26 protein-coding genes are annotated in these 25,680 nt (G+C 69.8%); 18 read left to right on the forward strand and 8 right to left on the reverse strand.

All coding sequences use genetic code 11. From position 1 onward, the window contains the following. The first annotated feature begins 1 nt into the window (after position 1). From secF to JOE46_RS03350, 4 genes are read left to right on the forward strand one after another with little or no spacing between them, the layout of a single operon-like run. Positions 2-1,177 (forward strand): protein translocase subunit SecF, encoded by a 1,176-nt coding sequence (gene secF / locus JOE46_RS03335; protein WP_307861245.1) that lies wholly within the window; start codon positions 2-4, stop codon positions 1,175-1,177. Between the two features lies 1 nt (position 1,178). Next, positions 1,179-2,894, forward strand: a complete 1,716-nt coding sequence (locus tag JOE46_RS03340; protein ID WP_209926219.1) for an ABC transporter substrate-binding protein — start codon at positions 1,179-1,181, stop codon at positions 2,892-2,894. After that, positions 2,861-3,424 (forward strand): adenine phosphoribosyltransferase, encoded by a 564-nt coding sequence (locus JOE46_RS03345; protein WP_097209938.1) that lies wholly within the window; start codon positions 2,861-2,863, stop codon positions 3,422-3,424. Before JOE46_RS03340 ends, JOE46_RS03345 begins: the two co-directional genes overlap by 34 nt. Before the next feature lie 47 nt (positions 3,425-3,471). Then, positions 3,472-5,802 carry a bifunctional (p)ppGpp synthetase/guanosine-3',5'-bis(diphosphate) 3'-pyrophosphohydrolase gene (locus JOE46_RS03350; RefSeq protein WP_097209937.1) on the forward strand — a complete coding sequence of 777 codons (2,331 nt, stop codon included), beginning with the start codon at positions 3,472-3,474 and terminating at the stop codon, positions 5,800-5,802. 68 nt (positions 5,803-5,870) lie between these two features. Here JOE46_RS03350 and JOE46_RS03355 read toward each other — a convergent pair whose 3' ends face one another. Both JOE46_RS03355 and JOE46_RS03360 read right to left on the reverse strand, forming a co-directional pair. Next, complete coding sequence (locus JOE46_RS03355) at positions 5,871-6,671, reverse strand: peptidylprolyl isomerase (RefSeq protein WP_209926221.1); 801 nt, start codon at positions 6,669-6,671, stop codon at positions 5,871-5,873. Continuing rightward, a complete protein-coding gene (locus tag JOE46_RS03360; protein ID WP_136909139.1) occupies positions 6,668-7,540 on the reverse strand; it encodes a peptidylprolyl isomerase in 873 nt (290 codons plus the stop codon). The genes JOE46_RS03355 and JOE46_RS03360 overlap by 4 nt, the downstream gene beginning before the upstream one ends. Before the next feature lie 157 nt (positions 7,541-7,697). Between JOE46_RS03360 and JOE46_RS03365 the strand changes: the two genes are divergently transcribed. The 4 genes from JOE46_RS03365 to JOE46_RS03380 are packed head-to-tail and all read left to right on the forward strand — an operon-like array spanning position 7,698 to position 10,922. Next, positions 7,698-8,378: an MBL fold metallo-hydrolase gene (locus JOE46_RS03365; RefSeq protein WP_209926223.1), complete on the forward strand. Its 681-nt coding sequence runs from the start codon at positions 7,698-7,700 to the stop codon at positions 8,376-8,378. A 34-nt stretch (positions 8,379-8,412) separates the two neighbouring features. Next, positions 8,413-9,693, forward strand: a complete 1,281-nt coding sequence (gene hisS, locus JOE46_RS03370) for a histidine--tRNA ligase (protein WP_209926225.1) — start codon at positions 8,413-8,415, stop codon at positions 9,691-9,693. After that, a complete protein-coding gene (locus JOE46_RS03375; protein ID WP_097209932.1) occupies positions 9,680-10,315 on the forward strand; it encodes a hypothetical protein in 636 nt (211 codons plus the stop codon). The genes hisS and JOE46_RS03375 overlap by 14 nt, the downstream gene beginning before the upstream one ends. A gap of 46 nt (positions 10,316-10,361) precedes the next feature. Next, positions 10,362-10,922 carry a CHAP domain-containing protein gene (locus JOE46_RS03380; protein ID WP_209928936.1) on the forward strand — a complete coding sequence of 187 codons (561 nt, stop codon included), beginning with the start codon at positions 10,362-10,364 and terminating at the stop codon, positions 10,920-10,922. A gap of 148 nt (positions 10,923-11,070) precedes the next feature. Here JOE46_RS03380 and JOE46_RS03385 read toward each other — a convergent pair whose 3' ends face one another. After that, complete coding sequence (locus JOE46_RS03385; protein ID WP_097209930.1) at positions 11,071-11,493, reverse strand: HIT family protein; 423 nt, start codon at positions 11,491-11,493, stop codon at positions 11,071-11,073. After that, a complete protein-coding gene (locus tag JOE46_RS03390) occupies positions 11,490-12,173 on the reverse strand; it encodes a TetR/AcrR family transcriptional regulator (RefSeq protein WP_209926228.1) in 684 nt (227 codons plus the stop codon). Before JOE46_RS03390 ends, JOE46_RS03385 begins: the two co-directional genes overlap by 4 nt. 133 nt (positions 12,174-12,306) lie before the next feature. Between JOE46_RS03390 and JOE46_RS03395 the strand changes: the two genes are divergently transcribed. From JOE46_RS03395 to JOE46_RS03405, 3 genes are read left to right on the forward strand one after another with little or no spacing between them, the layout of a single operon-like run. Next, the gene (locus tag JOE46_RS03395; protein ID WP_209926230.1) at positions 12,307-12,624 is read left to right on the forward strand and encodes a hypothetical protein; all 318 of its coding nucleotides are present in this window, start codon (positions 12,307-12,309) and stop codon (positions 12,622-12,624) included. Further along, complete coding sequence (locus JOE46_RS03400; protein ID WP_209926231.1) at positions 12,621-13,196, forward strand: carboxymuconolactone decarboxylase family protein; 576 nt, start codon at positions 12,621-12,623, stop codon at positions 13,194-13,196. The genes JOE46_RS03395 and JOE46_RS03400 overlap by 4 nt, the downstream gene beginning before the upstream one ends. Before the next feature lie 39 nt (positions 13,197-13,235). Further along, positions 13,236-13,760, forward strand: a complete 525-nt coding sequence (locus JOE46_RS03405) for a GNAT family N-acetyltransferase (RefSeq protein WP_097209929.1) — start codon at positions 13,236-13,238, stop codon at positions 13,758-13,760. Between the two features lie 27 nt (positions 13,761-13,787). Here the strand turns inward: JOE46_RS03405 and JOE46_RS03410 are convergent, their stop codons facing one another. The 3 genes from JOE46_RS03410 to JOE46_RS03420 all read right to left on the reverse strand — a co-directional run bounded on the left by JOE46_RS03410 (position 13,788) and on the right by JOE46_RS03420 (position 17,176). Next, on the reverse strand, positions 13,788-14,321 hold the full coding sequence (locus tag JOE46_RS03410; RefSeq protein WP_209926232.1) for a hypothetical protein: 534 nt from the start codon (positions 14,319-14,321) through the stop codon (positions 13,788-13,790). 477 nt (positions 14,322-14,798) lie between these two features. Then, the gene (locus JOE46_RS03415; RefSeq protein ID WP_257016991.1) at positions 14,799-15,719 is read right to left on the reverse strand and encodes a Fic family protein; all 921 of its coding nucleotides are present in this window, start codon (positions 15,717-15,719) and stop codon (positions 14,799-14,801) included. After that, positions 15,716-17,176: a putative nucleotidyltransferase substrate binding domain-containing protein gene (locus JOE46_RS03420; protein WP_245220914.1), complete on the reverse strand. Its 1,461-nt coding sequence runs from the start codon at positions 17,174-17,176 to the stop codon at positions 15,716-15,718. The genes JOE46_RS03415 and JOE46_RS03420 overlap by 4 nt, the downstream gene beginning before the upstream one ends. A gap of 197 nt (positions 17,177-17,373) precedes the next feature. On the opposite strand from JOE46_RS03420, the gene JOE46_RS03425 reads away from it, so the two are divergent. The 7 genes from JOE46_RS03425 to JOE46_RS03455 all read left to right on the forward strand — a co-directional run bounded on the left by JOE46_RS03425 (position 17,374) and on the right by JOE46_RS03455 (position 24,751). Next, complete coding sequence (locus JOE46_RS03425; RefSeq protein WP_209926233.1) at positions 17,374-18,891, forward strand: amino acid permease; 1,518 nt, start codon at positions 17,374-17,376, stop codon at positions 18,889-18,891. 2 nt (positions 18,892-18,893) lie between these two features. Then, positions 18,894-19,733, forward strand: coding sequence for an urea amidolyase associated protein UAAP1 (locus tag JOE46_RS03430; protein WP_097209926.1), 840 nt, complete (start codon positions 18,894-18,896; stop codon positions 19,731-19,733). Then, on the forward strand, positions 19,730-20,380 hold the full coding sequence (locus tag JOE46_RS03435) for an urea amidolyase associated protein UAAP2 (RefSeq protein ID WP_097209925.1): 651 nt from the start codon (positions 19,730-19,732) through the stop codon (positions 20,378-20,380). Before JOE46_RS03430 ends, JOE46_RS03435 begins: the two co-directional genes overlap by 4 nt. Then, positions 20,377-22,383 (forward strand): 5-oxoprolinase/urea amidolyase family protein, encoded by a 2,007-nt coding sequence (locus JOE46_RS03440; RefSeq protein WP_097209924.1) that lies wholly within the window; start codon positions 20,377-20,379, stop codon positions 22,381-22,383. Before JOE46_RS03435 ends, JOE46_RS03440 begins: the two co-directional genes overlap by 4 nt. Continuing rightward, positions 22,380-24,056 (forward strand): allophanate hydrolase, encoded by a 1,677-nt coding sequence (gene atzF, locus JOE46_RS03445; protein WP_097209923.1) that lies wholly within the window; start codon positions 22,380-22,382, stop codon positions 24,054-24,056. Before JOE46_RS03440 ends, atzF begins: the two co-directional genes overlap by 4 nt. 78 nt (positions 24,057-24,134) lie before the next feature. Further along, a complete protein-coding gene (locus JOE46_RS03450; RefSeq protein WP_097209922.1) occupies positions 24,135-24,401 on the forward strand; it encodes a DUF1876 domain-containing protein in 267 nt (88 codons plus the stop codon). 2 nt (positions 24,402-24,403) lie between these two features. Then, positions 24,404-24,751, forward strand: coding sequence for a YidH family protein (locus JOE46_RS03455; protein ID WP_097209921.1), 348 nt, complete (start codon positions 24,404-24,406; stop codon positions 24,749-24,751). Here the strand turns inward: JOE46_RS03455 and JOE46_RS03460 are convergent. Then, a complete protein-coding gene (locus tag JOE46_RS03460) occupies positions 24,746-25,627 on the reverse strand; it encodes a formylglycine-generating enzyme family protein (protein ID WP_245221324.1) in 882 nt (293 codons plus the stop codon). The two genes, JOE46_RS03455 and JOE46_RS03460, sit on opposite strands and share 6 nt — an antisense overlap. Positions 25,628-25,680: the final 53 nt, after the last annotated feature.

The raw sequence follows: 25,680 nt of genomic DNA on the forward strand, positions 1-25,680 counted from the left end.
TGTGACCACATCTGAAGATCTGTCGTTGTCCGATTCCTCGGCCGACCAGGCGAAACTGCCCAGGCACAGCCTGCTCTCGCGGCTCTACACCGGCACCGGCGCTTTCGAGGTCGTCGGCAGGCGCAAGTTCTACTACGGCCTGGTCGGCGTCATCCTGCTGATCTCGATCGCGAGCATCCTGATTCGTGGGTTCACCCTCGGCATCGACTTCGAGGGTGGCACCCGGATCCAGTTCCCGGCAGGCGACAATGTCACGACCGAACAGGTCGAGCAGGTCTACACCGAGAGAATGGGCGAGGCTCCGGTCTCCGTTCAGACCGTCGGTTCCGGCGCCAGCGCCACCATCCAGATCCGTTCGGAGGCGCTCGACGCTCGTGAGGTCGTCGTCGTGCAGGACGCGTTGTACGACGCCTTCCAGCCGGAGGACAAGGACGGCAACCCCAGCAAGAACGCGATCAGCGTCGCCGACGTGAGCGAGACCTGGGGCAGCCAGATCACCCAGAAGGCGCTCATCGCGCTCGTGGTGTTCCTGGTCATCGTGAGCATCTACATCGGCATCCGATTCGAACGCGACATGGCGATCGCCGCCATCGTGGCGCTCTTCTTCGACATGATCGTCACGGCGGGCGTCTACGCGCTGGTCGGTCTCGAGGTCACGCCTGCCACGGTGATCGGTTTGCTCACCATTCTGGGCTTCTCGCTCTACGACACCGTGGTGGTGTTCGACAAGGTGGAGGAGAACACCCGCGGGGTGTTGCACCTGACAAGGCGGACCTATGGCGAACAGGCCAATCTGGCCGTCAACCAGACGTTGATGCGCTCGATCAACACCACCGTGATCAGCATTTTGCCGGTGATTGGACTGCTCGTCGTCGCGGTCGGGTTGCTCGGCGTCGGCACCCTCAAGGACCTCGCGGTGGTCCAGTTGGTCGGCATCATCGTCGGCGCGTTCTCCTCGATCTTCTTCGCGACGCCGCTGCTGGTCTCGATCAAGGAGCGTTGGGGTCCCGTGGCGGCGCACACCAAGAAGGTGCTCGCCCGCCGCGAGACCCGCTCGGAGAGCGCGTCCGCGCCTGCCGCGGCCGCGGAGGCCTCCGCCGTCGCGTCCCGTGTCGCCGCGGCGAGCCCGCGGCCCGGCGCACGACCGACGGGGAAGCGCGACAAGAAGAGGCGTTGACATGGGTACCGGCGCACGACGGGCCGGCACGGCCCGCGGTTTGAGGGTCGGCGCCGCCGGCGCGATCGCGATGATCGCGGTGGCGGCAGCAGGCTGCTCGGCCGCCGAGGATCAGGTCCAGTCCATCGGGTACGCCGTCGACAACGTGTTGACCACCTACAACGCGAACACGGTCGACGGCGCGGCATCGGGTGCGCGGCAAGCGTTCTCGCGGGTGCTCACCGGCCTGAGCTACATCGGGCCGGAGGGCAGCGCGCTGTCCGACGGCGACGTCGGCACCGCGGCCACCGTTCCGGGTGACGCACTCACCGTCGCGGTCAAGCTGAACCCGCAGGCCGTGTACTCGGACGGCGTGCCGACGGCCTGCGACGATCTGGTGCTGGCGTGGGCGGCAGGCAGCGGTCGCTTCCCGATGTTCCGGGCGGCGGACACCGCCGGCTACACGGACATCGATCGGGTCGACTGCCAATCCGGGTCCAAGGATGCGACCGTCGTGTTCCGGCCCGGCCGGGCGTTCGCCGACTGGCGGGCGCTCTTCGGCGCCACCGCGCTGATGCCTGCGCACGTGGCGGCCAGGGCGGCGGGGGTCCCGGACCTCGTTGGCGCCGTCGCCTCGAACGACGTGCCCGCGCTCGAGCGGGTCGCCGAGTTCTGGAACAACGGCTGGAAGCTGGTCCCGGACCAGCTCGATCTCACCCTGTTCCCGTCCTCGGGGCCGTACCGGGTCGAGTCCTTCACGACGGACGGCGGACTGGTGTTGGTCGCCAACGAGCGGTGGTGGGGCAACAAGCCGGCCACCCCGCAGATCGTGGTGTGGCCGAAGGGAACCGATCTCGAGTCCAAGACCGCGTCCGGTGAGGTCGATGTGATCGACGCGGGTGCGGGGTCGATGCCGGGGCTGTCCCCGGGTAACGGGTTCTCCTCGGTGACCGCGCCGTCCCGCAGCAGCGAGCAGCTGGTGCTCGCGACGTCGGGGGTGTTCGCATCCGCCGATGCGCGCCGGGCGCTCGCTCTGTGCGTGCCGCGCCAGCAGCTCTTCGATCGGCTCGGGCATCCGGACTTCGACAAGCCGTCGGGCCTCGGATCCGGCGTGCTGAGTTCGCGGATCGTACAGCCGGACATGTTGATCTACCCCTCGGTCGCCGCGACCGAGGGCGGCCGGTATCTGCACCCCGACGTGCCCGCCGCCGTCGCCGCGAGGACCGCCTCGGGGCAGGGCCCGATCACGGTCAGGATCGGCTATCTGGCCCCGGACACCCGGCGTGCCGACACCGTCAAGGCGATCGCCGAGGCATGCGCCCCCGCCGACATCACCGTCGAGGACGCCGGCTCGCCGGAGTTCACCCCGACGGCGCTGGGTGCGGGCGGACTGGACGCCATCCTCGGTGGCACCGCCTCCGCGCAGGGCGCCGCGGGCACCGACTCGGAGGTGCCGCCGGTGTACTCGCTGGTCGGGGGCAACGGCACCAACTTCGGCGGCTACCGCAACGGCCGCATCACCGCGATCGCGGAGCAGCTGGCCGTGGACACGGCGGAGGGCAGCAGGCTCAACCTGTCGACGGAGGCCGAGAACATCCTGTGGAACGACCTGCCGTCGATCCCGCTGTTCAACGAGCCGAGGACCACGGTGTTCGCGGACGGCCTGCACGCCGCGGTGCCGAACCCGACGGTCTCCGGTGTGGGATGGAACATGGACAGGTGGATACTTCTCCGGTGACTGCATTGACGAAGGCGTCCGAGGACGTGGCCCGACTGACCCGCTGGGCCGATGACTTCCCGGAGCCGGGCGTGACCTTCGCCGACCTCACCCCGGTGTTCGCCGACGCCAAGGCCTTTCGCGATGTCATCGACGCACTGGTTGACGTCGGCGACGGCGCCGACCTGGTGGCGGGCATCGACGCCAGGGGATTCCTTCTCGGTGCCGGTGTGGCCCTCGCGCTCGATGCGGGCGTGCTCGCGGTCCGCAAGGCGGGGAAGCTGCCGCCGCCCGTGCTCACCCGGGAGTACCAGCTCGAGTACGGCACCGCGTCCCTGGAGATCCCGGCCGACGGGATCGAGCTCGCCGGCCGCCGCGTGCTGGTGATCGACGACGTGCTGGCCACCGGTGGCACCCTGGCCGCATCGGCGGAGCTGCTGACCGCGGCGGGCGCCGAGGTGATCGGGATCGCGGTTGTGCTCGAGATCGAGGCGCTCGGCGGGCGCTCGCGGCTCGCGGGCCACCCGGTCACGTCGCTGCTTCGGGTCTGAGGACTAAAGTTTCCGTTGAGGCGACCGACAGCACGGGAGGTGACGCAATGACCCAGAACCTCGACCGGTCGCAGTCCGAGACCGGGACCCCGGCTGCGCCGCAGGAGGGGGTGGCGCCCGCGGTGCCCACCTCGGCGTCGCGGCGGGTGCGGGCCCGGCTGGCGCGCCGGATGACCGGGCAGCGCAACGCCACGATCAAGCCGGTGCTCGAGCCGCTGGTCAGCGTGCACAAGGAGCTGTACCCCAAGGCGAACCTGGCACCGCTGCAGCGCGCCTATGACGTCGCGGAGGAGCGTCACTCCAGCCAGAAGCGCAAGTCCGGTGATCCCTACATCACGCATCCGCTGGCGGTGGCGAACATCCTCGCCGAGCTCGGGATGGACACCACGACCCTGGTCGCTGCGCTGCTGCACGACACGGTGGAGGACACCGGCTACTCGCTCGAGCAGCTCACCGAGGAGTTCGGTGACGAGGTCGCACATCTTGTCGACGGCGTCACCAAGCTCGACAAGGTGGTGCTCGGCAGCGCCGCGGAGGGCGAGACCATCCGCAAGATGATCATCGCGATGGCCCGCGACCCGCGGGTGCTGGTGATCAAGGTCGCCGACCGGTTGCACAACATGCGCACCATGCGCTTCCTGCCTCCCGAGAAGCAGGCGCGCAAGGCCAAGGAGACCCTGGAAGTCATTGCGCCGCTTGCGCATCGACTCGGTATGGCCACGGTCAAGTGGGAACTCGAGGACCTCTCGTTCGCGATCTTGCACCCGAAGAAGTACGAGGAGATCGTGCGCCTCGTCGCGGACCGGGCGCCGTCGCGCGACACCTACCTGGCGAAGGTGCGGGCGGAGATCAACGCCACCCTCGCCGCGTCCCGGATCAACGCGGTCGTCGAGGGCAGGCCCAAGCACTACTGGTCGATCTACCAGAAGATGATCGTCAAGGGTCGCGACTTCGACGACATCCACGACCTGGTCGGCGTACGGATCCTGTGCGACGAGATCCGGGACTGCTACGCCGCCGTCGGCGTCGTGCACTCGCTCTGGCAGCCGATGGCGGGCCGGTTCAAGGACTACATCGCGCAGCCCCGCTACGGGGTGTACCAGTCGCTGCACACGACGGTGGTGGGCCCGGAGGGCAAGCCGCTGGAGGTGCAGATCCGCACCAGGGACATGCACCGCACCGCGGAGTTCGGCATCGCCGCGCACTGGCGCTACAAGGAGACCAAGGGCAGGCACTCCGGTGACGCCGCCGAGGTCGACGACATGGCGTGGATGCGGCAGCTGCTCGACTGGCAGCGCGAGGCCGCGGATCCGGGGGAGTTCCTCGAATCGCTGCGCTACGACCTGGCGGTCAAGGAGATCTTCGTCTTCACCCCGAAGGGTGACGTCGTGACGTTGCCCGCCGGTTCGACGCCGGTCGACTTCGCGTATGCGGTGCACACCGAGGTCGGGCACCGGTGCATCGGTGCCCGGGTGAACGGCAGGCTCGTCGCGCTCGAGCGCACGCTCGAGAACGGTGAGGTCGTGGAGGTGTTCACCTCCAAGGCCGCGAACGCCGGTCCGAGCCGCGACTGGCAGGGCTTCGTCGTCTCGCCCCGCGCGAAGACGAAGATCCGCCAGTGGTTCGCCAAGGAGCGCCGCGAGGAGGCCCTCGAGGCGGGTAAGGACGCGATCGCCAAGGAGGTCCGCCGCGGTGGGCTGCCCCTGCAGCGCCTGCTCAGCTCCGAGTCGATGTCGGCCATCGCGCACGAGCTGCGCTACGTCGACGTGTCCGCGCTGTACACGGCCGTCGGCGAGCACAATGTGTCGGCTCAGCACGTGGTGCAGCGGTTGGTCGCGAATCTCGGCGGCGTGGAATCCGCCGAGGAGGAGCTGGCCGAGCGGTCGACCCCGTCGACCATCCCGATGCGTCAGCGCCGCACCACCGACGCCGGTGTGCTGGTACCGGGCGCCACCGGCACGGTGGCCAAGCTCGCCAAATGCTGCACCCCGGTGCCCGGCGACGAGATCATGGGCTTCGTGACCCGCGGCGGCGCGGTCAGCGTGCACCGCACCGACTGCACCAACGCCGGGTCGCTGCGCGAGCAGTCCGAGCGGATCATCGAGGTGCAGTGGGCGCCGTCGCCGTCCTCGGTGTTTCTGGTCGCGATCCAGATCGAGGCGCTGGACCGGCATCGGCTGCTCTCCGATGTGACCAAGGCGCTGGCCGACGAGAAGGTGAACATCCTCTCGGCGTCGGTGACCACCTCCGGCGACCGCGTCGCGATCAGCCGCTTCACCTTCGAGATGGGCGACCCGAAGCACCTCGGGCACGTGCTGAATGTGGTCCGCAACGTCGAGGGCGTCTACGACGTCTACCGGGTGACCTCAGCCGCATAGGCGGCTGCGCCGCCCGTGCGTGGTTGACGAGTCTCAGGACTCATCAACCGCGCACGGGCGCGGAGCGCCTAGCTGACCTTGGCGGTCTCGATCTGCACCGGGGTGTTCGGCTTGCCGCCGCCCGCGGACATGGAGCCGTCGTCGCCATCGGCGGCGATCTTCTCGATGGTGGCCAGGCCCTCGTCGGAGATGGTGCCGAAGACGGTGTACTGCGGGGGCAGCACCGAGTCCTCGTAGACCAGGAAGAACTGGCTGCCGTTGGTGCCGCCGGGACCCGAGTTGGCCATCGCGATCGTGCCGCGCGGGTAGAGCATGCCCTCCTGGGCGGCCGGATCGCCCTCGGCGAAGGCCGTGGTCGGGTACTCGTTGGCGAACCGGTAGCCGGGGCCGCCGTTTCCGGCGCCCGAGGGATCGCCGCACTGCAGCACCTGCAGGCCCGGGCTGGTCACCAGCCGATGGCAGGGGGTGTCGTCGAAGTAGCCCTGCTCGGTCAGGCTGACGAAGCTGTTCACCGTGCACGGCGCCTCGGCGCGGTCCAGGGTGAGGCCGATCGGGCCCTGCGTGGTCGCCATCGCGACGCCGACGGTACCCGCGGTGGAGACGCCGTCGGTGCTCGGCGGTTGGACCTGCTTGGACGCCTGGCCCGCCGGCGCGTACGTGCAGGACACGGTCGCCGCGGCCGGCGCGGCCGGGGCGGGCAGTGCCGGGTATCTCGACAGGTCCGGCGCCGCGCTCTGCTGGCTGGCCAGCGTGCGCGTCGTCGGTGGGGTCGAGGAGCTGTCGTCGCTCGAGCAGGCGCTCGACGCCAGCAGCAGGCCGATGCCTGCCGCGGCCAGCACGCCCCGCCGGACGTTCACCAGGGCCCTCATGCCGCCACGCTCGCGGTCGTGATCTTGATCGGGAGGTTGGGCTTGCCGCCACCCGCGGACATCGAACCGTCGTCGCCTGCCGCCGCGACCTTCTCGATCGTCGCCAGGCCCTCGTCGGAGATGGTGCCGAACACCGTGTACATCGGGGGAAGCGGCGAGTCGTCGTAGACCAGGAAGAACTGGCTGCCGTTGCTGCCGGGCTGGCCGGTGTTCGCCATCGCGATGGTGCCGCGCGGGTAGGTGACGGGCTCGCCGAGGTTTGGGTCGTCGGGGTTGTACTGATCGGTCGGGAACTCGTTCTCGTAGCCGTAGCCCGGGCCGCCGGTACCCATTCCGGTCGGGTCGCCGCACTGCAAGATCTTCAGCCCGGTGGTGCTCAGGCGGTGGCACGGGGTGTCGTTGAGGTAGCCCTGCTGCACGAGGCTGACCATGCTGTTGACGGTGCAGGGCGACTTCGCGCGGTCGAGCGTGAGCCCGATCGGGCCCTGGTCGCTGTCGAGGTTCACCGCGACGGTGCCCTCCGCGGACACCCCGGTTGCGGCGGGGAGGTTCGCGGGCTTGGCCGGCGGCGTGCCGTCCGGCGTGTAGCCGCAGTCGACCGTCGCGGGCAGCGCCTGGGAGCGGCCGGCAGGCATGACACCCGGAGTCGGCGAGTCCGCGGCGGACGTCGAGGTGTCCGAGGCCTCGGAGGCATCCTCGTCACTGGTCAGGGAGTAGATGAAGGCGCCCGCGGCGACCACGAGTACGACCCCGAGGGCCGAGGCCCCGATGGTCATCTGCTTGCGCTTGCGGGCCCGCTCGGCTCGATGCTCGAGTTGCCGTTCCAGCTTTCGCTTGGCGGCTTGGCGTCGCTGCTCATTGGTCGGCACTGCTGCATACCTCTTCTCCTAGGGCGGAGCCTCGGGCTCGCGAGACGGCTTCGTCTGGTCGCTGAGTGAGTCTGCCATCTGATCCTGAGAAGAGGCCGCATAGGCTGTATCCGGTCCTCACCCCCGACCGACACCCACGTCATTAGGAGCGATCGCCGTGCTCGTCACCGGATTCCCGGCCGGAGCGTTTCAGACGAACTGCTACATCCTCGCCCAGGACGGCGCGAGCGAGTGCATCGTCGTCGATCCAGGTCAGAACGCGGCCGAGCCGCTTTTCGAGTTCCTCACGCAGTCGTCGCTGACGCCGACGGCGGTGCTGCTCACCCACGGCCACCTCGACCACACCTGGTCGGTCGAACCGGTCTGCGAGAAGTTCGGCATCCCCGCCTACATCCACCCGGAGGATCGCTACATGCTCAGCGACCCGCTGCGGGGGACCGGGCCCGCGCTGGCCTCGATGCTGGGGGACGCGGAGTTCCACGAGCCGCGGGAGGTGATCGAGCTGGCCGACGGCGACGTCCTCGAGCTGGCCGGGATGTCGCTGACCGTGGATCACACCCCGGGCCACACGCAGGGGTCGGTGGTGCTCCGGACGATGGCGGACACCGACGACGGACCGGTGCAGATCGCGCTGACCGGGGACACCCTGTTCGCCGGGTCCATCGGCCGTAGCGACCTGCCGGGCGGTGATCACGAGCAGTTGCTCCGGTCGATCGCGGCGAAGCTGCTGGTGCTCGCCGACGAGACGGCGGTGCTGCCGGGTCACGGCGGGTCGACCTCGATCGGACAGGAACGGATGTCCAACCCGTTCCTGGTCGGACTGGCCGGATCCAGGTAGGGGCTCGTGTTTTCGGATAGGAGAGACTAGACCCGTGAGCAAGCCCAGTAACACCGCATTCTCCGCCCCCAAGGGCATTCCCGACTACGTGCCGCCTGCGTCCGCGGAGTTCGTCGCCGTCCGCGACGGACTGACCCGCGCCGCGAGGCTCGCGGGCTACGGCCACATCGAGCTGCCGATCTTCGAGGACACCGGGCTGTTCGCTCGCGGCGTCGGCGAGTCGACCGATGTGGTCAGCAAGGAGATGTACACCTTCGCCGATCGCGGCGACCGGTCGGTGACGCTGCGACCGGAGGGCACCGCGGGAGTGATGCGCGCGGTGATCGAGCACGCTCTCGACCGCGGCCAGCTCCCGGTCAAGCTCAGCTACTCCGGGCCGTTCTTCCGCTACGAGCGACCGCAGGCGGGCCGGTACCGGCAGCTGCAGCAGGTGGGTGTCGAGGCGATCGGTGTCGACGACCCGGCGCTGGACGCCGAGGTGATCGCCATCGCGGACGCCGGCTTCCGCAGCCTCGGCCTCGAGGGCTTCCGGCTCGAGATCACCTCTCTCGGCGACGACAGCTGCCGTCCCCAGTACCGGGAGCTGTTGCAGGAGTTCCTGTTCGGCCTCGATCTGGACGAGGACACCCGTCGGCGCGCGGAGATCAACCCGCTCCGCGTGCTCGACGACAAGCGTCCGCACATCAAGGAGATGACCGCAGGCGCCCCGCTGATGCTCGACCACCTCTCGGAGGAGGCCAAGGCGCACTTCGACGAGGTGCTCGCGCACCTGGACGCGCTCGGCGTCCCGTACGTGGTGAACCCGCGGATGGTGCGCGGCCTGGACTACTACACGAAGACCACCTTCGAGTTCGTGCACGACGGCCTCGGCGCCCAGTCCGGTATCGGCGGTGGCGGCCGCTACGACGGCCTGATGGAGCAGCTCGGCGGGCAACCGCTGTCGGGCATCGGTTTCGGGATCGGCGTCGACCGCACCGTGCTGGCGCTGGCGGCCGAGGGTAAGACCGTCGGCAGCCCGGCGCGCTGCGAGGTGTTCGGGGTTCCCCTCGGCGACGAGGCGAAGGCACAGATGGTCGTGATCGCGGCGCGGCTGCGCGCGGCCGGGATCCGGGTCGACATGGCCTATGGCGGCCGCGGCGTCAAGGGTGCGATGAAGGCCGCGGATCGCTCGGGGGCCAGGCTCGCTCTCGTGCTCGGCGAGCGGGACATCGCGGACGGCGTGATCGGGGTCAAGGACCTCGCGACGGGCGACCAGCGCCAGGTCCAGCTCGGCGAGGTGGTCACCGAGGTCGGGGCGATCCTTGCCGACGGGTGACCCCGCCGGGTCGGTGTCCCTCGACCTCATTCCGTCGTCGCTGATCGCGCCCCGGCTGCGCAAGGTCGCGTTGTTCGCGATCGTGCTCGGCGTCGTGGTCGCGGTCGGCGTCGGCTTCTTCGCGTCGGCCGGTCTGGCCGTGCTCGTCGGCGCGATCATCGCGGTGCCGACCGCGGTGTCGGCGCTGCTGACCATGCGTCGGCGGATCTGGTTGACGGGCACCACGATCCACGCCCGCAACGGCTTGCGAACCAGGTCGGTGGACGCGAGCCGGGCGGTGAGCGCGGAGGTGGTGGTGCGTGCCGCACGGGTCAGTCAGGTCGGCGTCCGGATCGGCGACGGTAATGCGCTGGTCTCGATCCCGCTGGCGCTGTACACCGACGACGGCGGTCGCGAACTCGACCTGCTCGGGCTGCGCTCGCTGGCCGATGCGCTGAACTCGGGCGAACTCGCCCCGGCGGTGGCCGTCGCCTCCGTCCTGATCGGGCAGCTGCGCGCCGAGGCGCGCGGCGCCGGGCTGGAGGAACGGCCCCTCTACCGGGCGGTGCGGACCGCGCGCGAGGCGGGCCGCGTTCCGCAGACCGTTCTCACGGACCACGAGGTCGCCGGGCTGGCAGACTGATCAGGTGACCTCCGCTCCCGAGTCGACCCGCCGCCGGCGCCGCCCGATGGTCTGGATCGATGCCGCCCTGGCCGCGCTCGCCGTCGTCGTGGTCGGGGTGCTCTGGGCGGCACCGACCCGCTATCTGCCCTGGGACACCAGCGATTTCCCTGCGGTCGACCTGGCGGCGTTGTCGCCGGAGCAGGCGCGGGTCGTCACGCTCCTCGAGGAGGAGCACCGGAGCCAGCGGCCGGGGACCTTCTACGCCGAGGGCGTCGAGGAACCCTGGTGTGCGGATTTCGTGAGCTGGATCATGCGGGAGGCCCAGCAGCCGCTGTCGAACCCGAACTCCGGTCACTGGCGGATTCCCGGGGTCTACACACTGCAGGCGTACTACGAATCGCAGGGGCGGTTCGAGCCGGTGGACGGTGGCTACCGTCCGTCGGTCGGTGACGTGGTGCTCTACAACAACCGCAGCTGGGTCGGTCAGCACACCAATATCGTGGTCGCGGTCGACGGCGACACCGCAACGACGGTGGGTGGCAACGAGTTCGGCCGGATCCGCGTGCACACTCTCGACTGGTCGAGCGACTCCGCGGTGGTCGGGTTCGGCCGGCTCGTGTCCTGATCGTCTCACGGCACCAGGGAACGTCTGGGTTGTGGCGCCGCCGGGGTCGGGGGTCACGGCGGCGCCACACGTCATTGGTACAGCAGCGCCGCGCCAATCGGAAGTGTTGTTCCTCGAAATGGGGGAACAACTAGGGGGTTGGTGGCGATTAGGGGAATCGCAACGCGGCGCGGATGCGGGCGGCGTGGTCGGCGGCCTCTGTGTCGTCGGTGTAGCGGGTGCGGGGCCAGAAGAAGCCGCGCAGCCCGTCGCCCTTGGTGCGCGGCACGATGTGCACGTGCAGGTGCGGAACGCTCTGCGAGACCACGTTGTTCATCGCGACGAACGAGCCCTGCGCGCCCAGCCCGGTGACCATTGCCTCCGAAAGGCGTTGCGCGACCGTGAACAGCGGGGAGACCAGCTCGGCTGGGAGCTCGGGCAGGGTGGCGACGTGGAGCCGCGGCATCAGCAGCACGTGGCCCTTGAACACCGGGCGGTGGTCCAGGAACGCGAGGGTGTCGGCGTCCTCGAACACGACGTGGGCCCCGGACGGGTCGGCGACCACGTCGCAGAAGGCGCAGTCGGTGCTCATGTGGACCGGGTGGTGGCCAGCAGCCGCTCGGCCTGGGCCCGAAGGGATTCGGCGTCGTGCCAGCCCAGCACCCGCAGGCCGGCCTCGGCCAGCAATGCCGGCGACTGCTCGCCTGTGCCGGTGCCGCCGCCCTCTGCGTCGCTGCGCTCGTTGATCACCGTTTCCACGATCCGGAAGGGCAGCCCCGCGCGGGACTCGTCGTCGGTTCCGAGCTCCGCGAGGACCGCGGTCGCGAACTCGCGGTAGCGTCTGCGCAGCTGCTGGCGTTCCTCCCGGAACCGGGAGAACCGCTCGGTGCGCAGCTCGGGCAGCAGGTACAGGGCGCCGAGGTTCCACCGGCCCGCCATCAACTGGCCGCTGTCGAACAGGAGCAACGCGTACAACCGCACCGCCGCGGGCTCCGTCGTCGCCGCGAGCCGGTTGGCCAGCTCCAGCGGGGCGGTCACCGTCTGCTCGAGCAGTGCCGCCAGGATGTCGTCCTTGGTGGCGAAGTGGTGGTACAGCGACGCCTGCCGCATCCCGACCATCTCGGCGATCTGCCGCGTGGAGGTGGAGGCAAAGCCCTTGGTGGTGAACAGTTCCGCCGCGGCGTCGAGGATCTCTGCCTGTGCGGTGGGGCCGGGTCGGCGCTGTTTCGTCAGGCGGGGTCGTCCGGGGCCGGCGTTGGTCACGGCTTCCATCCTGTCAGGCATTCGCCCCCGGTTGTCGTATCGAGCGTGCGGCCGAGTCGTCGTACCCATATAGACGATGTACAGCTGAAATCTCTGCGTCTACGTTGAGAACGGGGACCACACCCGGGAGGAGACTCCAACCATGTCCGACATAACCCAGCTGCACCGCGCGCTCGTTGCCCGCGTCATCGACGGCGACGGGACGGCGCCGCCGGAGTTGCGCCGAGCGGCCTTCGACAATGCCGGCCTCGGCGAGCCGATGCGTACGTTGATCGAGAAGGTGGCGGATCACGCGTACCGGGTGACCGACGAGGACATCGCGGCCGTTCGGGCAGCGGGTCTGAGCGAGGACCAGGTCTTCGAGATCGTGGTGTGCGCCGCCGTCGGCCAGGCGAGCCGGCAGTACAACAGCGCGCTCGCGGCGCTGGCCGGCGCCACGGGAGAAGGAGGCGCGCGATGAGGCTCGACATCCTCGATCGGGGCCACCGCCTGCGCACCAAGGCCGTGCTGGCGCTGATTCGGCTGGTGTCGCGCCAGCCGGTGGTCGACGCGGTCAAGCTGGCGCTGTACCGCCCCGACTTCTACGGCGGGGGACCGCTCACCCACGAGGCGATGCGCGGACCATCGGAGTGGTCGATCGGCGATCGCGAGCTGATGGCGGCGTTCGTCTCACAGGTCAACGAGTGTCCGTTCTGCGTGGCCGCGCACTCGGCCACATCGACGCTTTGGTACGGCGACGACGCGAAGGTCACCGCCACGCTCGCCGATGTGGAGACGGCGCCCATCGAGGAGCCGCTCCGGGCGACGCTTCGTATGCTCGGCAAGCTCACCCGGGAGCAGAGCATCGACGAGGACGACATTCGCGCCGCGCTGGCCGCATCCGTTTCGCCTCAGCGGATCGAGGACGCCCTGGCCGTGTGCCTGGCCTTCAACATCACCGACCGCCTCGCCAACGCCTTCGACTTCAGCGTCGCGAGCCCCGAGGCGATGAACGCCGGTGCCCGGCATCTCGTGAAGCATGGTTACCGCTAGGCGCTCCCGGTAGGTTCCAGCGCAGAGTGAGGGGGCGGAATGAACGAGGGGCGTCAGACGATCCTGAGTACCGAGCGAGTGAGGCTGACCACCTGGCTCCCATCAGACCTTCAGGATCTGGCCGAGCTGCATGCAGACCCGGTCACAATGCGGTTCATCGGCCACGGGCGTCCCGAAACTATGGACGAGGCGCGCTCGAGGATCGTCGAGTACCGCAGCGAACAAGGCCAACGAGGCTGGACCAAATGGCGCGTGGAGGGCAACGACGGAGGCATGATCGGCCGGGCCGGCTTCGGCGAGAGCGATGCCGGCCGCGAGTTGGCGTACGCCTTGCGTCCAGACCAGTGGAACCGTGGCCTCGCGACTGAGATCGCCGAGGCCTTGGTTCGCTGGCACGTCGAACATCCGCCCACCGATCCGGCTTCAAGCAGCCTCTGTGCGTACGTCGAGGTCGGAAACCAAGCGAGCGTGCGGGTACTCGAGAAGGTCGGCTTCACCTTCGTGGACAGACGCCCCTACAAGGGTGTGACCTGCGACTTCTTGCAGCTTCCCGTGAGGAGCTGACCGCGAACTGTTTGCCTCGGTCCGCGGTTAAGACCGCCACCGCAGACGCACCAGGGCAGCCATGACCAGGACAGCAACGCCGCCGAGAGCAAATCCCCACCACGCCGGCGCGCCAATGTCATCGACACCGACTGGGTCCGTTTGCGGATCTGGCGCCTGCGGTGACCCGTAGACGGTCATCGCGGCTTCTCGGGTCCGGTCGTTGTTCGAATTGGTTGTGGCTGAGCAACTGTTGACCGACCAGGGTGCGCCATTGGTCTCGTATGTGGACGTGAAGACGAGGTATTCGGTGCCGATCTCGAAGCCGCGCCCGCATGCCGCGCTCTGCACACTCGACGACACCACCGTCGAAGCGCCGACGTCGCCCTCGAACACCTCACGGACCTTGAACTCGTAGAACTCTGTTTGGTCTTCGGCACGCTTAGACGTCGCAGTCCCGGTGAAGACTGACGCAGCATGCGAGACCTGCTCGACGATGTGAGGACCGTCGGGCGCGTAGGCGCACGAGCAGGCAGAAGCCACGCCAGGAGTGAACAACGGCAGCGCTCCCGTCAGACCCACCACCGCGAGTATCGACAGCAACCACCGCACAACGCCCCCCCCGTTCAGGTCCGCACACCCCGCCGACAGGAACCGATGCTAGACCTGCGGTATCAGAAGGCGTCAGCTATTGCGACGTTGCTACTTCCAGGTCCACCAGGATGCCTGCCTCTCGGATCCACGGGCCGTCCGGCGGAGGAACCATCGGGCTTCCCCCTTCCCGCGCGTCTGGCGGCATGGGGACCGCCGGCACCAAGCCGCAACGAGTACGTCCCGGGGTGGACCCGACCGTATGGTTCGGTCCATGCCGCCGACAATCTGCCTTCGCTGAGCGGTTCGACCAGTGCCACAACGTCATTAGAGGTCTCTGGGTGGATCCACGGTTCGGCGAGGTAGAACTGGAGCGCGTAGTCGACGTGGTCGCCTACCTGCGGGATATCGATTGTCCCGTCCATGATCAGATCCTCGGGCACGATGATCCGCAACGTCGTCACCACATCATTCTGCCTGGTCCTGGGGATACCGGATCGGGACGTTCGCGTCGGCCGTACCGCGCTCGTCGGGCGGTTCGCTTGGTGCAAGCGAATCCGCGACCAGTGCTCGGTGGAAGATCGGGATCAGCGGCCGGGGGGAGGGTTCACCGGAGCGACGGAACGGCGCCGAGTCCCGCGAGCCATCCGTCCAATCGCGGACGCTCACCGCGGACAGATCGAGCCGGAACGGGGTCTGCGCGGCCAACTGGTGCAGGAACAGCGTCGCGGTCCGGCCGTTGCCCTCGCGGAACGGGTGGGCGTGGTTGAGGGTGGCGTAGATCCGCGCGAGCGTGAAGGCGAGCGCGCCCCGGTCGGGTGTTGACCAGTCGGCGTCGGCGACGTACCCGGCGACGAGGCCGAGGTAGTCCTCGATGGCGCGGACCGGAGCGAACTCGTTGCCGCCCTTGGTGATGTCGACGATCCGGGTCTGCCCGGCCCACGCGAACACGTCGCCGAACACGTGCTGGTGCAGCTCGCACAGGTGGGTGGCGTCGAAGCCGGAGCCGACATCGGGACGTCGGTCATGCACCTGGAGGATGCGGACGGCGGTCGCGGTGAACTCGATCGAACGCAGCGCGGCGCCGTCCCGGTAGTCGAAGTTGTTCCGCAGCACCCGGGTTCCGGGAACCAGGTACGGGTGACGCCGCACGAACAACCGTCGACGCGGCGGCACCGCGACGCGGAAGGTGTCGGCCTCGGCGCGACAGTTCACCAGATAGCTGCCGACGGTGAGCTCCCGGAGCAACACCGCGACGAGGTCCGCGATCTGGTCCGGGCGTGGCTCCCAGCCCTCGAGGCCTTCGGCGGCGACGGTCTGGTCGACCGCGCGCGTCTGCCGCTCGTCGAGCCGGGTGAACAGCGTCGGCCAGCGCTCCGAGGCGTTCACGCGCCCGGGCCCGCGTAGGCGAGTTTGCGTTGCACGCCCGCGATCTCGCGGACTGCGTTCGCGAGCAGGCTGCGGTAGAGCGGGGTGAGCGAGGCGATGGTGAGCTCGTCGGTGACCGGTAGCCCCTGTTCGAGCTGCTCGCACTGGTGGCGCAGCCGGATCTGTTGCAGGACGTCGAAGGACTCCGCCAGGATCCGGGCGTCGTCGTCCGGTAGGAGCCCGGTGTCCGCCGCGGCCTGTAGGCGCGCGGGGGTCGATTCCGCGCCCAGCCCGGCGGCCAGGCCCGCCCAGCGCGCGATGTTGACGATCGGCATCACCCCCTGCGACTTCAGGTTCACCGAGTCGGTCCGTCGGGTGAGGACCTGGCGCAGCGAGTGGATGCGGACCTTCTCCTCGACCGCCTCGCGGAGCAGGAGCTTCGTCGCCGAGGGTGTCGCCCTGGTCCTGGCCGAGACCTGCGCGGACAGGTCGAGGCCGTCGTCTCCCCGGGTGACCCGGCTGTCGGTGAGCAGGGAGATCATCAGGACGCCCTTGTCCTCGTACGGGTCCGCGATCCACTGGTCCGCGGCCTGCATCCAGGCCCCGGCGGACCGCGCGAAACGCGGTCGCGCGGCGGTGGCCCCCTTCTCGTCGGACGGGAAGCCGCACCGGTCGAGCAGGCGGTGCACCCGCGCGGCGGTGGCCATCAGTTCCGTGTCGGTGTCCGGCCGCTGGTCGTCGTCCGCCCACACCAGGGCGCTGTCGACATCGGAGCCGGGCATCGCCTCGCGGCGGGCGACGCTGCCGAGCGAGAGCCAGGTGAACGGTGTCCGTCCGGACCGCGCGGTCCGGGTCTCCAGGTGCAGGGCCCGCGCGGCGGCGGCGTCCACGATCACCGAGAGGATCGCGGAGACGTCCAGCGGTGCGACCCGTGCCCGCCAGAGGCCGAGCACCAGCTCGGGCACCTGGGCGGTCGCCGCGATCAACGCATCCGGGGTTGCGGCCCTGGCCACGGCGGCGCGGAGTAGGAACCCGCTGCGGGTCGCGGTGGCCAGCAGGTCGCCGTCCTCGAGGACGCCGAGCAGTGCACCCGTCTCGGACAGCACCGGCATGTGCCGCACCCCCCGCTCGAGCATGTCCATCAGGACATCCGCGCCGAGACGGTCCGCGGGAACGGTGCGTGCTGGTGCGGTCATCACGGCCGAGACCGGGGTGTGGGTGCCGAGCCCGGCTGCCACCACCCGCCGCCGCAGATCACCGTCGGTGAAGATCCCGTGCGAGCCCCCGGTCAGCGGGACGATGACATAGCGCTTGCCCTCCCGGGTCATCAGCTCGGCCGCCTCGCGCACGGTGCTCTCGGGGGAACAGATCAGCGCGGGCCCGCGCAGCAGCTCGCCTGCCCGGCGCATCGCCGGGTCACGAACGACCAGTGGGGCGGCGGGTCCGGCGCCACCGTCCTTGTTCTGCACGGCTCTCATGGGCACATCCTTCCAGGACTCGGTGTTCCGACGCCGCAGGCGGCGGCGGTGAGCAGTTCGCAATGTCTGCGTAACGAATGACATTGAGACGCAACGGAAAGCCCGAACCTCGAAACGTGCGGGACACCCATGCGCACTGGTGGAACGGAAAACTATCAACTGACAGATACTCCGCCGCCCGCCTCGCAGGAGAGCCCATGACGACCGTCGCATCTCAGTCCCAGGACCACGACGACCTGGCGGAATTCGGGTACGAACAACAGCTGCACCGGTCGCTGGGCAAATTCGCCTCCTTCGCGGCCGGCTTCTCCTTCGTCTCGATCCTGACCACGATCTTTCAGCTGTTCGGCCTCGGTTTCAGCTTCGCCGGACCCGCGTTCTTCTGGACCTGGCCGTGCGTGTTCATCGGCCAGTTCATGGTGGCCCTCTGCTTCGCCGAACTCGCCGCCCGCTACCCGATCTCCGGCGCGATCTACCAGTGGTCGCGGCGAATGGGAGGCGAGCTCGTCGGGTGGTTCGCGGGCTGGTTCATGATCCTGGCCCAGATCGTCACGGCCTCCGCCGCGGCCATCGCGCTCCAGGTCGTGCTGCCGACGGTGTGGAGCGGATTCCAGATCGTCGGCGAGGACAGCGCCCTGACCTCGCCGAGCGGCGCCGCGAACGCGGTCCTGCTGGGGTCCGTGCTGCTTGTGCTGACCACCACCATCAACTGCATCGGCGTCAACTGGATGTCGCGGATCAACAACATCGGTGTCACCTGCGAGATCATCGGCGTGATCAACGTGGTCGGGATGTTCTTCACCCACGCCCAGCGCGGACCCGACGTCGTGTTCGACACGGGCGAGGCGGGCACCCAGCCGGGGTACATCTGGGCCTGGATCGTCTCCGGGCTGATGGCCGCCTACGTGATGGTCGGGTTCGGCTCCGCGGGCGAGCTCGCGGAGGAGACCCGTAACCCTCGCCGGGTCGCGCCCCGCACCATCCGCCTCGCGCTCTCGGTCTCCGCCATCGGCGGCGGCCTGATGATCGTCGGCGCGCTGATGGCGGCGCCGAGCCTGACCGACGGCCGCCTCGCCACCGAGGGGCTGCCGTACGTGCTGACCTCGATCCTCTCCTCGCCATGGGGGACGCTGCTGCTGATCGACGTCGCGATCGCGGTGTTCGTGTGCACCCTCGCCATCCAGACCGCGGCCTCGCGGCTGATGTTCTCGATGGCCCGCGACGGCCGACTGCCCGCCTCGTCGGTGCTGTCCCGGGTCAACCCCCGCACGGGGACCCCGATCGCGCCCTCCGTCCTGATCGGCCTGCTCTGCGTGGCCGTGCTGGCCGTCAACGTCGGCAACTCCGCGATCTTCACCACCCTCTCGAGCGTGTGCATCGTGCTGATCTACCTGGCCTACCTGATGGTGACCGTGCCGTTGCTGGTGCGCAGGCTCAGCGGCTGGCCGACCGGCGGGCCGCAGGTGGACGCGGAGGGCCGCCCGCTGTTCTCGCTCGGGAAGTTCGGGATCCCCGTCAACATCGCGGCGGTCCTCTACGGCGCGCTCATGGTCGTCAACCTGTCCTGGCCGCGCGCCGAGATCTTCAACCCGACAGGCGAATTCCCCCTCCTGCAATTGGCCGCACCGCTCACGGTCGCGGCGGTGGTGCTCATCGGAGCCCTCTGCTACCCGCGCGGCAAGACCGTCCCGAACCCCGTCACGATCGGAGCCTGACAGTGACCGCAACCAACACCACGACCGCTGCCCGTGCGCACGCCCGCGCACAGGCGGGCGAGATCACCGATTCGATGCCTGTGCTGCCGGCATCCCGGTGGCCCAGCCCGCCGGATGGTGTGCCCGCCGAACGCCTGACCTGGGCGGAGACCGTACCGGGTGGCCGCTACACCTCGAAGGTGCTGGCCCGCGGCACCAGGCTGCGGCTGCGCGACCTCGACGGCGCGGCCTGCGCGAACGTGCTGCTCTACCGCGCCGACGCGCCATGGGAACGGCTCAACGCGGCCGACACGGTGAAGGTGCCCTGGCAGGCCTACCTCGGTACCGGGCATCCGCTGCTCTCCGATCAGGGACGGGTCCTGGCCACGATCGTCGCCGACACCTCGGGGCGGCACGACGCCTTCTGCGGCACCAGCAGCCTGGCCGACAACCTCGCGCGGTACGGAGAGGGCGCCGCGCACTCGGGCGCCCCGGCGGGCCGGGAGCTGCTGACCCTCGCCGCCGCCAAGCACGGCCTGACTCCTCGCGACCTGCCACCGACACTGAGCTTCTTCCACGGCGTCCGGGTCGAGGCAGGCGGCGCCCTGACCAGCACCGGGAATGCCGAGGCCGGAGCCGAACTCGAGCTGCTGATCCACCTGCCGGTGATCATGCTCATCGCGAACACCGCGCACCCGCTCGACCCGGCGCCGATGTACCCGACCACCTCCCTCGAGGTGCTCGCTTGGGAGGCGGCGGCCGATCTCGCCACGCTGCCCAACGAGGACCCCGAGTACCGGCGGGCGGTCCTCAACAGCGAAGACGCCTGGGCCGCCGCACAGTTCGGAAAGGACGCGAAATGACCTCCACCCTCGACAACCTCGTCCCCGGCGCCGTCGTCCTCGACGAGGCCGTCGGTGCCCGCGGACCGTGGTCGGCGATCGTTCGCGCAGGCGACGTGCTGACCATCGTCGACCTGCACGGAAACCAGGCCGTCGACAGCCTCTTCTACGCGGCCGACGACCACGCCGTCCGGTACTCGGCCGCGGCGACCGTTGCCGCGCAACGCAACCTCTTCCTCACCACGGGAAGCGTGCTGCGGGCCGACGATTCGAGCGCGCTCATGACGATCGTCGCGGACGAGGTCGGCAATCACGACACCGTCGGCGGCGCCTGCTCGCAGGAATCGAACACGCTGCGTTATGGCCATCACACCAAGCATCAGCACGCCTGCGTGGAGAACTTCCTGGCCGAGGGCGCGAAATGGGGCCTGGGGAAACGCGATCTGGTCTCCAACATCAACTTCTTCATGAACGTGCCGGTCGACGCCGACGGAACCCTCGGGATCGTCGACGGGCTGTCCGCGCCCGGCAAGCGGCTGGCGCTGCGGGCCGAGGTGGACACCCTGGTGCTGGTCTCGAACTGCCCGCAGATCAACAACCCCTGCAACGGCTTCGACCCGACAGAGGTCCGGATGATCGTCACCCGGCCGACCGGGGACAACCGATGAACGCCGTCACCGTCCAGCGGCCGGGAATGCTGACGGCCGTGCAGGACTGGCCCGGTCGGGTGGGCTACTGGCAGATCGGGGTGCCGCCGTCGGGGCCGATGGACGACCTGTCCTTCCGGCTCGGGAACGTCGCGCTCGGCAACGACGAGGGTGCACCCGGCCTCGAGTGCACCATGGCGGGCCCCGCCCTGCGGTTCGCGGAGGCGACGACGGTCTGCGTGACCGGCGCGCCGACGGTCGTCACGGTCGATGGGCGGCCCGTCCCGTCGTGGCAGGCGGTCGCGGTGCCCGCGGGCGGCGTCCTCGACGTGGGCGCGGTCAGTGGTCCCGGCCTGCGGATCTACGTCCTGGTCCGAGGCGGACTGACCGTGCCGGACTACCTCGGCAGCGCTTCCACCTTCACTCTGGGGCGGTTCGGCGGCCACGAGGGCCGGACCCTGCGCGAGGGCGACGTGCTCGTCGCCGGTGGCGGTTCGTCGAACCCGGCTGCCGCCCAACCTGTTCCGATGGAGCACCGGCCGGTCATCGGTGGCCACTGGGAGATCGCGGTCACCGAGGGGCCGCACGGGGCGCCGGAGTTCTTCACCAGGGAGGACATCGACACCCTGCTGGCCACCGACTACGAGGTGCATTTCAACTCGGATCGCACCGGCGTCCGGCTGATCGGGCCGAAGCCGGACTGGGCGCGCACCGACGGCGGCGAGGCGGGACTGCATCCGTCCAACATCCACGACAACGCCTACTCTGTCGGGGCGCTCGATTTCACCGGCGACACCCCCATCCTGCTCGGGCCCGACGGCCCCAGCCTCGGCGGATTCGTCTGCCCGGTCACCGTGGTGGCCGCGGAACGATGGAAGCTCGGCCAGCTCAGCCCGGGGGACACCATCCGGTTCGTCCCCATCCGCGCGGCCCACGCCGCGTCGAGAAGCGAACTGGGACTGGGGCGCCGGGCCAGCCTGTCGACGGTCTTCGGGCGGGGCGGCGACGGCGACGACGGGGTGATCGCCAGGCGGGACGGGGCCACCCAGGTCACCTACCGGCGCTCCGGCAACGACAACGTGCTCGTCGAGTACGGCGACATGAGCCTGGATCTGGCCCTGCGCGCGCGGGCACACGCCCTGCACCAGCGGCTCGAGGCGGAGAAGCCGGCGGGCCTGCTCGACCTGACCCCCGGCATCCGGTCGCTCCAGGTCCGCGTAGACCCCGACGTGCTGCCGGTCCCGAAACTGATGGGCCTGCTCGCGGAGGCCGAGGACCAGCTCCCCGACGCCTCCGAACTGGTGGTGCCCAGCCGCGAGGTCCGGATGCCCCTGTCCTGGGACGACCCCTCCACCCGCGAGGCCATCAAGCGGTACATGCACGGCGTCCGGGCGGACGCGCCCTGGTGCCCGTGGAACATCGAGTTCATCCGGCGGATGAACGGTCTGGAGTCGGTGAACGACGTCTTCGAGACCGTCTTCGGTGCGCAGTACCTGGTCCTCGGGCTGGGCGATGTCTACCTCGGCGCGCCGGTGGCCACCCCGCTCGACCCGAGGCACCGGCTGGTCACCACCAAGTACAACCCGGCCAGGACCTGGACGCCGGAGAACGCGGTCGGGATCGGCGGCGCCTACCTGTGCATCTACGGGATGGAGGGTCCGGGCGGCTACCAGTTCGTCGGTCGCACCACGCAGGTGTGGAATCACCGGCACCCCCAGCAGTCGGGGCCGTTCGAGGAAGGCACCCCCTGGCTGCTGCGGTTCTTCGACCGGATCAGTTGGTACCCCGTCGAACCCGACGAGCTGTTGGAGTTGCGAGCCGAGACGGCCGCAGGCGGAGCGGGCGGGGTCCAGATCGTCGACGGCAGCTTCTCGCTCGCCGAGCACGACCGGTTCCTCGCGGACAACTCCGAGTCGATCGACTCGTTCCGCGCCACCCAGGCGCGGGCGTTCGGGGCCGAACGCGAGGCCTGGTCCGCGGCGGGGGAGTTCGCCAAGACCGAGGCAAAGGAGGTGGCCGCATGACGGCGGTGGAACGGGTCAGGGCGGCGTATCGCGCGATCGAGGCGGCCGACCGGCCGGAGATCTGGATTCACCTGCGCCCCGAGTCGGAGGCGTTGGCGGAGGCGGAGGCGGTGGACCGGCGCGCCGACACGCCGCCGTTGCGCGGCACGGTGCTGGCGGTCAAGGACAACGTCGACGTGGCGGGGATGCCGACCACGGCCGCCTGCCCGGAGTTCGCCTTCCGACCGGAGTCGGACGCCGAGTCGGTTGCCGCCCTGCGGGAGGCGGGCGCGGTGGTGATCGGGAAGACGAACCTCGACCAGTTCGCGACCGGCCTCGTCGGCACCAGGAGCCCGTACGGCGCGGTGCGCGATTCCCTTCGCCCCGAGTACATCTCGGGTGGCTCCAGCTCGGGCTCCGCCGTGGCGGTCGCGCTCGGCCTGGTGGACCTCGCGGTGGGCACCGACACCGCCGGATCGGGGCGGGTGCCCGCAGGCCTGCAGGGGATCGTCGGGATCAAACCGACCTACGGGGTCGTCTCCGCCGAGGGCGTCGTGCCCGCGTGCGCGTCCTACGACTGCGTGACGATCTTCGCACCCGACCTGCACGGTGCGTCGCGGGCGATGGCCGTGCTCGCCGCGGGCGCGCCTGGCCGAGCCTGGCCGGCGGACGTCCGGCTGGCCGCGCCGCCGCGGCCGCGGGTGGCCGTGCCGCGCGAGCTGCCTGGCCTCGACGCCGACTGGGCGGCGGCGTTCGGCGCGGCGGTCCGCGCGCTGGCCGAATCCGGCGCCGAGATCGTGGAGATCGATCTCGACCCGTTCCTGGCCGCAGCCAGGCTCCTCTACGACGGGGCGCTGGTGGCGGAGAGGTACGCGGCCGTCGGGGCGTTCGTGGATTCGCGGCCCGGCGCCGTCGATCCCACCGTCCGGGCGATCGTCTCGCCTGCGGGCGGGATCGAGGCGCATCGACTGATCGCCGACCGGAGCCGCCTGCAGCAGCTGCGCGCCACGGCGATGGCGCGGTTGGAGGGCATCGACGCCCTGCTGATCCCCACCGCTCCTGAGCACCCGACCATCGCCGAGGTCGCGGCCGACCCGATCGGGGTGAACTCCCGGATGGGGACCTACACCAACTTCTGCAACCTCTTCGATCTGTGCGCGGTGGCGGTACCCGCAGGGACCGCGGGACCCGCACACTTCGGGGTGACCGTGCTCGCGCGTGCCTTCGAGGACGCGGTCGCGGCGGACATCGCGGGGATGGTGACCGGCTCGGTGGTCGAGGGGTGGTCCGCAGCGGCGGCTCCGTCGGTCGAACTGGCGGTGTTCGGCGCCCACCTGCTCGGCCAACCGCTCGAGCACCAGCTCACCACGCTGGGCGCCCGCTGGCTCGGGCCCGTGTGGACCGCGCCGAACTACCGGCTCACGGCCCTGGACACCGTGCCCCGCAAGCCCGGACTGATCCGGGTGGCCGACGGCGGGGTGTCGATCGCGGGGGAGAAGTGGCTACTCTCCCCGGCCGCACTCGGGGACTTCCTCGCCGAGCTGCCGACACCGATGCAGCTCGGCGCCGTCGAGTTCGACGACGGGAGCTGGGGGACCGGATTCGGGTGCGATCACGCCGCGGCGGCCCGCGGCCGGGACATCAGCGAGTACGGCGGCTGGAAGGCGGCGCTTGCGGCGGGGGCGCTCGGGTGAGGGGCCGATGCTCTCGCGCTCTCGACGGGTGGCCGCGCGCCTGCAATGGTTGAGGTGTGACTCGAGGAGGTGAGCATGATGGACGTGAAGCAGTGGTCGGTGGGCGTCGTCATCGACGAGCACGACGGCCGAACGCGGGCCAAGGCACGGCTGAGCGCGGGCGAGAAGCCTGAGATGGTCGGTGTCGGGCTGGCCAGGCTCAACCCGGAGGACGCCGACGTACCGGCGATCGGCGACGAGCTGGCGACCGCGCGTGCACTGGCAGACCTGTCCCACCAATTGATCGAGGCCACCGCGGCCGATATCGAGGAGGTCACCAAGCAGCCGTCGAATCTCTACAGCTAGGCATGAGCCGCAACCTGTTCGGCCCAACCCAGCCGAATACCGGCAGCACCGCTCGCGACCATCTCGCGAACGAGCGGACCTATCTCGCGTGGCATCGCACCGGTATCAGCGTCGCCGCGCTCGGTGTCGCGGTCGCGAAGTTTGCCCCGAACCGCGGCGGCCACGCCGTCGCCGCCGGGTTCATCCTGATCGGCGCCGGACTGCTGGTGTCCGCGTACGGCACCATGCGCTACCGGGCCATCAGCAGGCAGATCGAGTCGGGGGAATTCGCCCCGGCGACCTTTGCCGCGATCGCCACCTCGAGTGTCGTGACGGTGCTCGCGCTGCTCGCGGTGGTGGTCCTGCTATGAGCCAGGAACGTCCGCGACGCAGCGGAACCCGATGTGACTCATCCCGGTGTCGATCATCTGCGGCCTCCTGGCCGCGGGCCGATACCGTCGGCAGTAGCTGTCCGCGCACAGGAACGAGCCGCCCTTGATCACCTTGCGGGGAACCAGGAACTGCGGCTGGCGGGGGTCGAAGCTCTCCGAGCGGCCGGGCCCGCGCGGGTTGCGAGGTGCGCAGCACGACTCCGTCGTGTCGGGGTGTCGGTCCGAGTACCAGTCCGCGGTCCATTCCCAGACATTGCCCGCCATGTCGCGCAGGCCGTACTCGTTCGGCGGAAAGCCTCCGACGGCGGTGGTGGTGCCGTAGCCCGCCTCGGCACGCCACGGGAAGTCCCCGTGCCAGTAGTTGGCCAGCGGGCGGGACTCGGATTCGGGGTCGTCGCCCCAGGTGAAATCGGCGCCGTCGAGGCCGCCCCGAGCCGCGGCCTCCCATTGCGCTTCGGTGGGCAGCGACCGGCCCGCCCACCGTGCGTACGCTTCCGCGTCCTCGTGCGCGACATGGACCACGGGATGCTGTTCCAGGCCGGCCGTCGACGACACGGGGCCCATCGGGTGCTGCCACGACGCACCGACCGTCCAGGTCCACCACTGGCTCAGGTGGCGGAGGTCGACGGGACCCGGAGTGGGCGTGAACACCATCGAGCCCGGTTGCAGGTTCTCGGCGGGAGCCCCGGGGAACTCGGCGGGATCGAGCGGGCGTTCGGCGACCGTGACGTAGCCGGTGTCCCGCGTGAAATGCGCGAACTGCGCGTTGGTGACCGGGTGGGTCTCGATGGCGAAGACGTCTACCGCGACGCGATGCGCAGGACCTTCCTCCTGGTAGTGCCGATCCGAGCCCATGGTGAAGGTCTGGGCGGGGATGCGCCGGACCTCGGAGACGATCTGGGTTTCCA

The organism is Rhodococcus sp. PvR099, assembly GCF_017833315.1.
GTDB classification, from domain to species: Bacteria; Actinomycetota; Actinomycetes; order Mycobacteriales; family Mycobacteriaceae; genus Rhodococcus_G; species Rhodococcus_G oryzae.

Excerpts from the sequence above, each read along its gene's own strand:
- JOE46_RS03395 (WP_209926230.1), top strand. The coding sequence starts at position 12,307 with ATGTCCGACATAACCCAGCTGCACCGCGCGCTCGTTGCCCGCGTCATC.
- JOE46_RS03455 (WP_097209921.1), top strand. The coding sequence starts at position 24,404 with ATGAGCCGCAACCTGTTCGGCCCAACCCAGCCGAATACCGGCAGCACC.
- JOE46_RS03390 (WP_209926228.1), bottom strand. The coding sequence starts at position 12,173 with ATGGAAGCCGTGACCAACGCCGGCCCCGGACGACCCCGCCTGACGAAA.
- JOE46_RS03385 (WP_097209930.1), bottom strand. The coding sequence starts at position 11,493 with ATGAGCACCGACTGCGCCTTCTGCGACGTGGTCGCCGACCCGTCCGGG.
- JOE46_RS03450 (WP_097209922.1), top strand. The coding sequence starts at position 24,135 with ATGGACGTGAAGCAGTGGTCGGTGGGCGTCGTCATCGACGAGCACGAC.
- JOE46_RS03350 (WP_097209937.1), top strand. The coding sequence starts at position 3,472 with ATGACCCAGAACCTCGACCGGTCGCAGTCCGAGACCGGGACCCCGGCT.
- JOE46_RS03440 (WP_097209924.1), top strand. The coding sequence starts at position 20,377 with ATGAACGCCGTCACCGTCCAGCGGCCGGGAATGCTGACGGCCGTGCAG.
- JOE46_RS03405 (WP_097209929.1), top strand. The coding sequence starts at position 13,236 with ATGAACGAGGGGCGTCAGACGATCCTGAGTACCGAGCGAGTGAGGCTG.
- JOE46_RS03425 (WP_209926233.1), top strand. The coding sequence starts at position 17,374 with ATGACGACCGTCGCATCTCAGTCCCAGGACCACGACGACCTGGCGGAA.
- JOE46_RS03340 (WP_209926219.1), top strand. The coding sequence starts at position 1,179 with ATGGGTACCGGCGCACGACGGGCCGGCACGGCCCGCGGTTTGAGGGTC.
- JOE46_RS03435 (WP_097209925.1), top strand. The coding sequence starts at position 19,730 with ATGACCTCCACCCTCGACAACCTCGTCCCCGGCGCCGTCGTCCTCGAC.
- JOE46_RS03460 (WP_245221324.1), bottom strand. The coding sequence starts at position 25,627 with ATGGGCTCGGATCGGCACTACCAGGAGGAAGGTCCTGCGCATCGCGTC.
- JOE46_RS03345 (WP_097209938.1), top strand. The coding sequence starts at position 2,861 with ATGGAACATGGACAGGTGGATACTTCTCCGGTGACTGCATTGACGAAG.
- JOE46_RS03420 (WP_245220914.1), bottom strand. The coding sequence starts at position 17,176 with ATGAGAGCCGTGCAGAACAAGGACGGTGGCGCCGGACCCGCCGCCCCA.
- atzF (WP_097209923.1), top strand. The coding sequence starts at position 22,380 with ATGACGGCGGTGGAACGGGTCAGGGCGGCGTATCGCGCGATCGAGGCG.
- JOE46_RS03355 (WP_209926221.1), bottom strand. The coding sequence starts at position 6,671 with ATGAGGGCCCTGGTGAACGTCCGGCGGGGCGTGCTGGCCGCGGCAGGC.
- JOE46_RS03380 (WP_209928936.1), top strand. The coding sequence starts at position 10,362 with ATGGTCTGGATCGATGCCGCCCTGGCCGCGCTCGCCGTCGTCGTGGTC.
- JOE46_RS03400 (WP_209926231.1), top strand. The coding sequence starts at position 12,621 with ATGAGGCTCGACATCCTCGATCGGGGCCACCGCCTGCGCACCAAGGCC.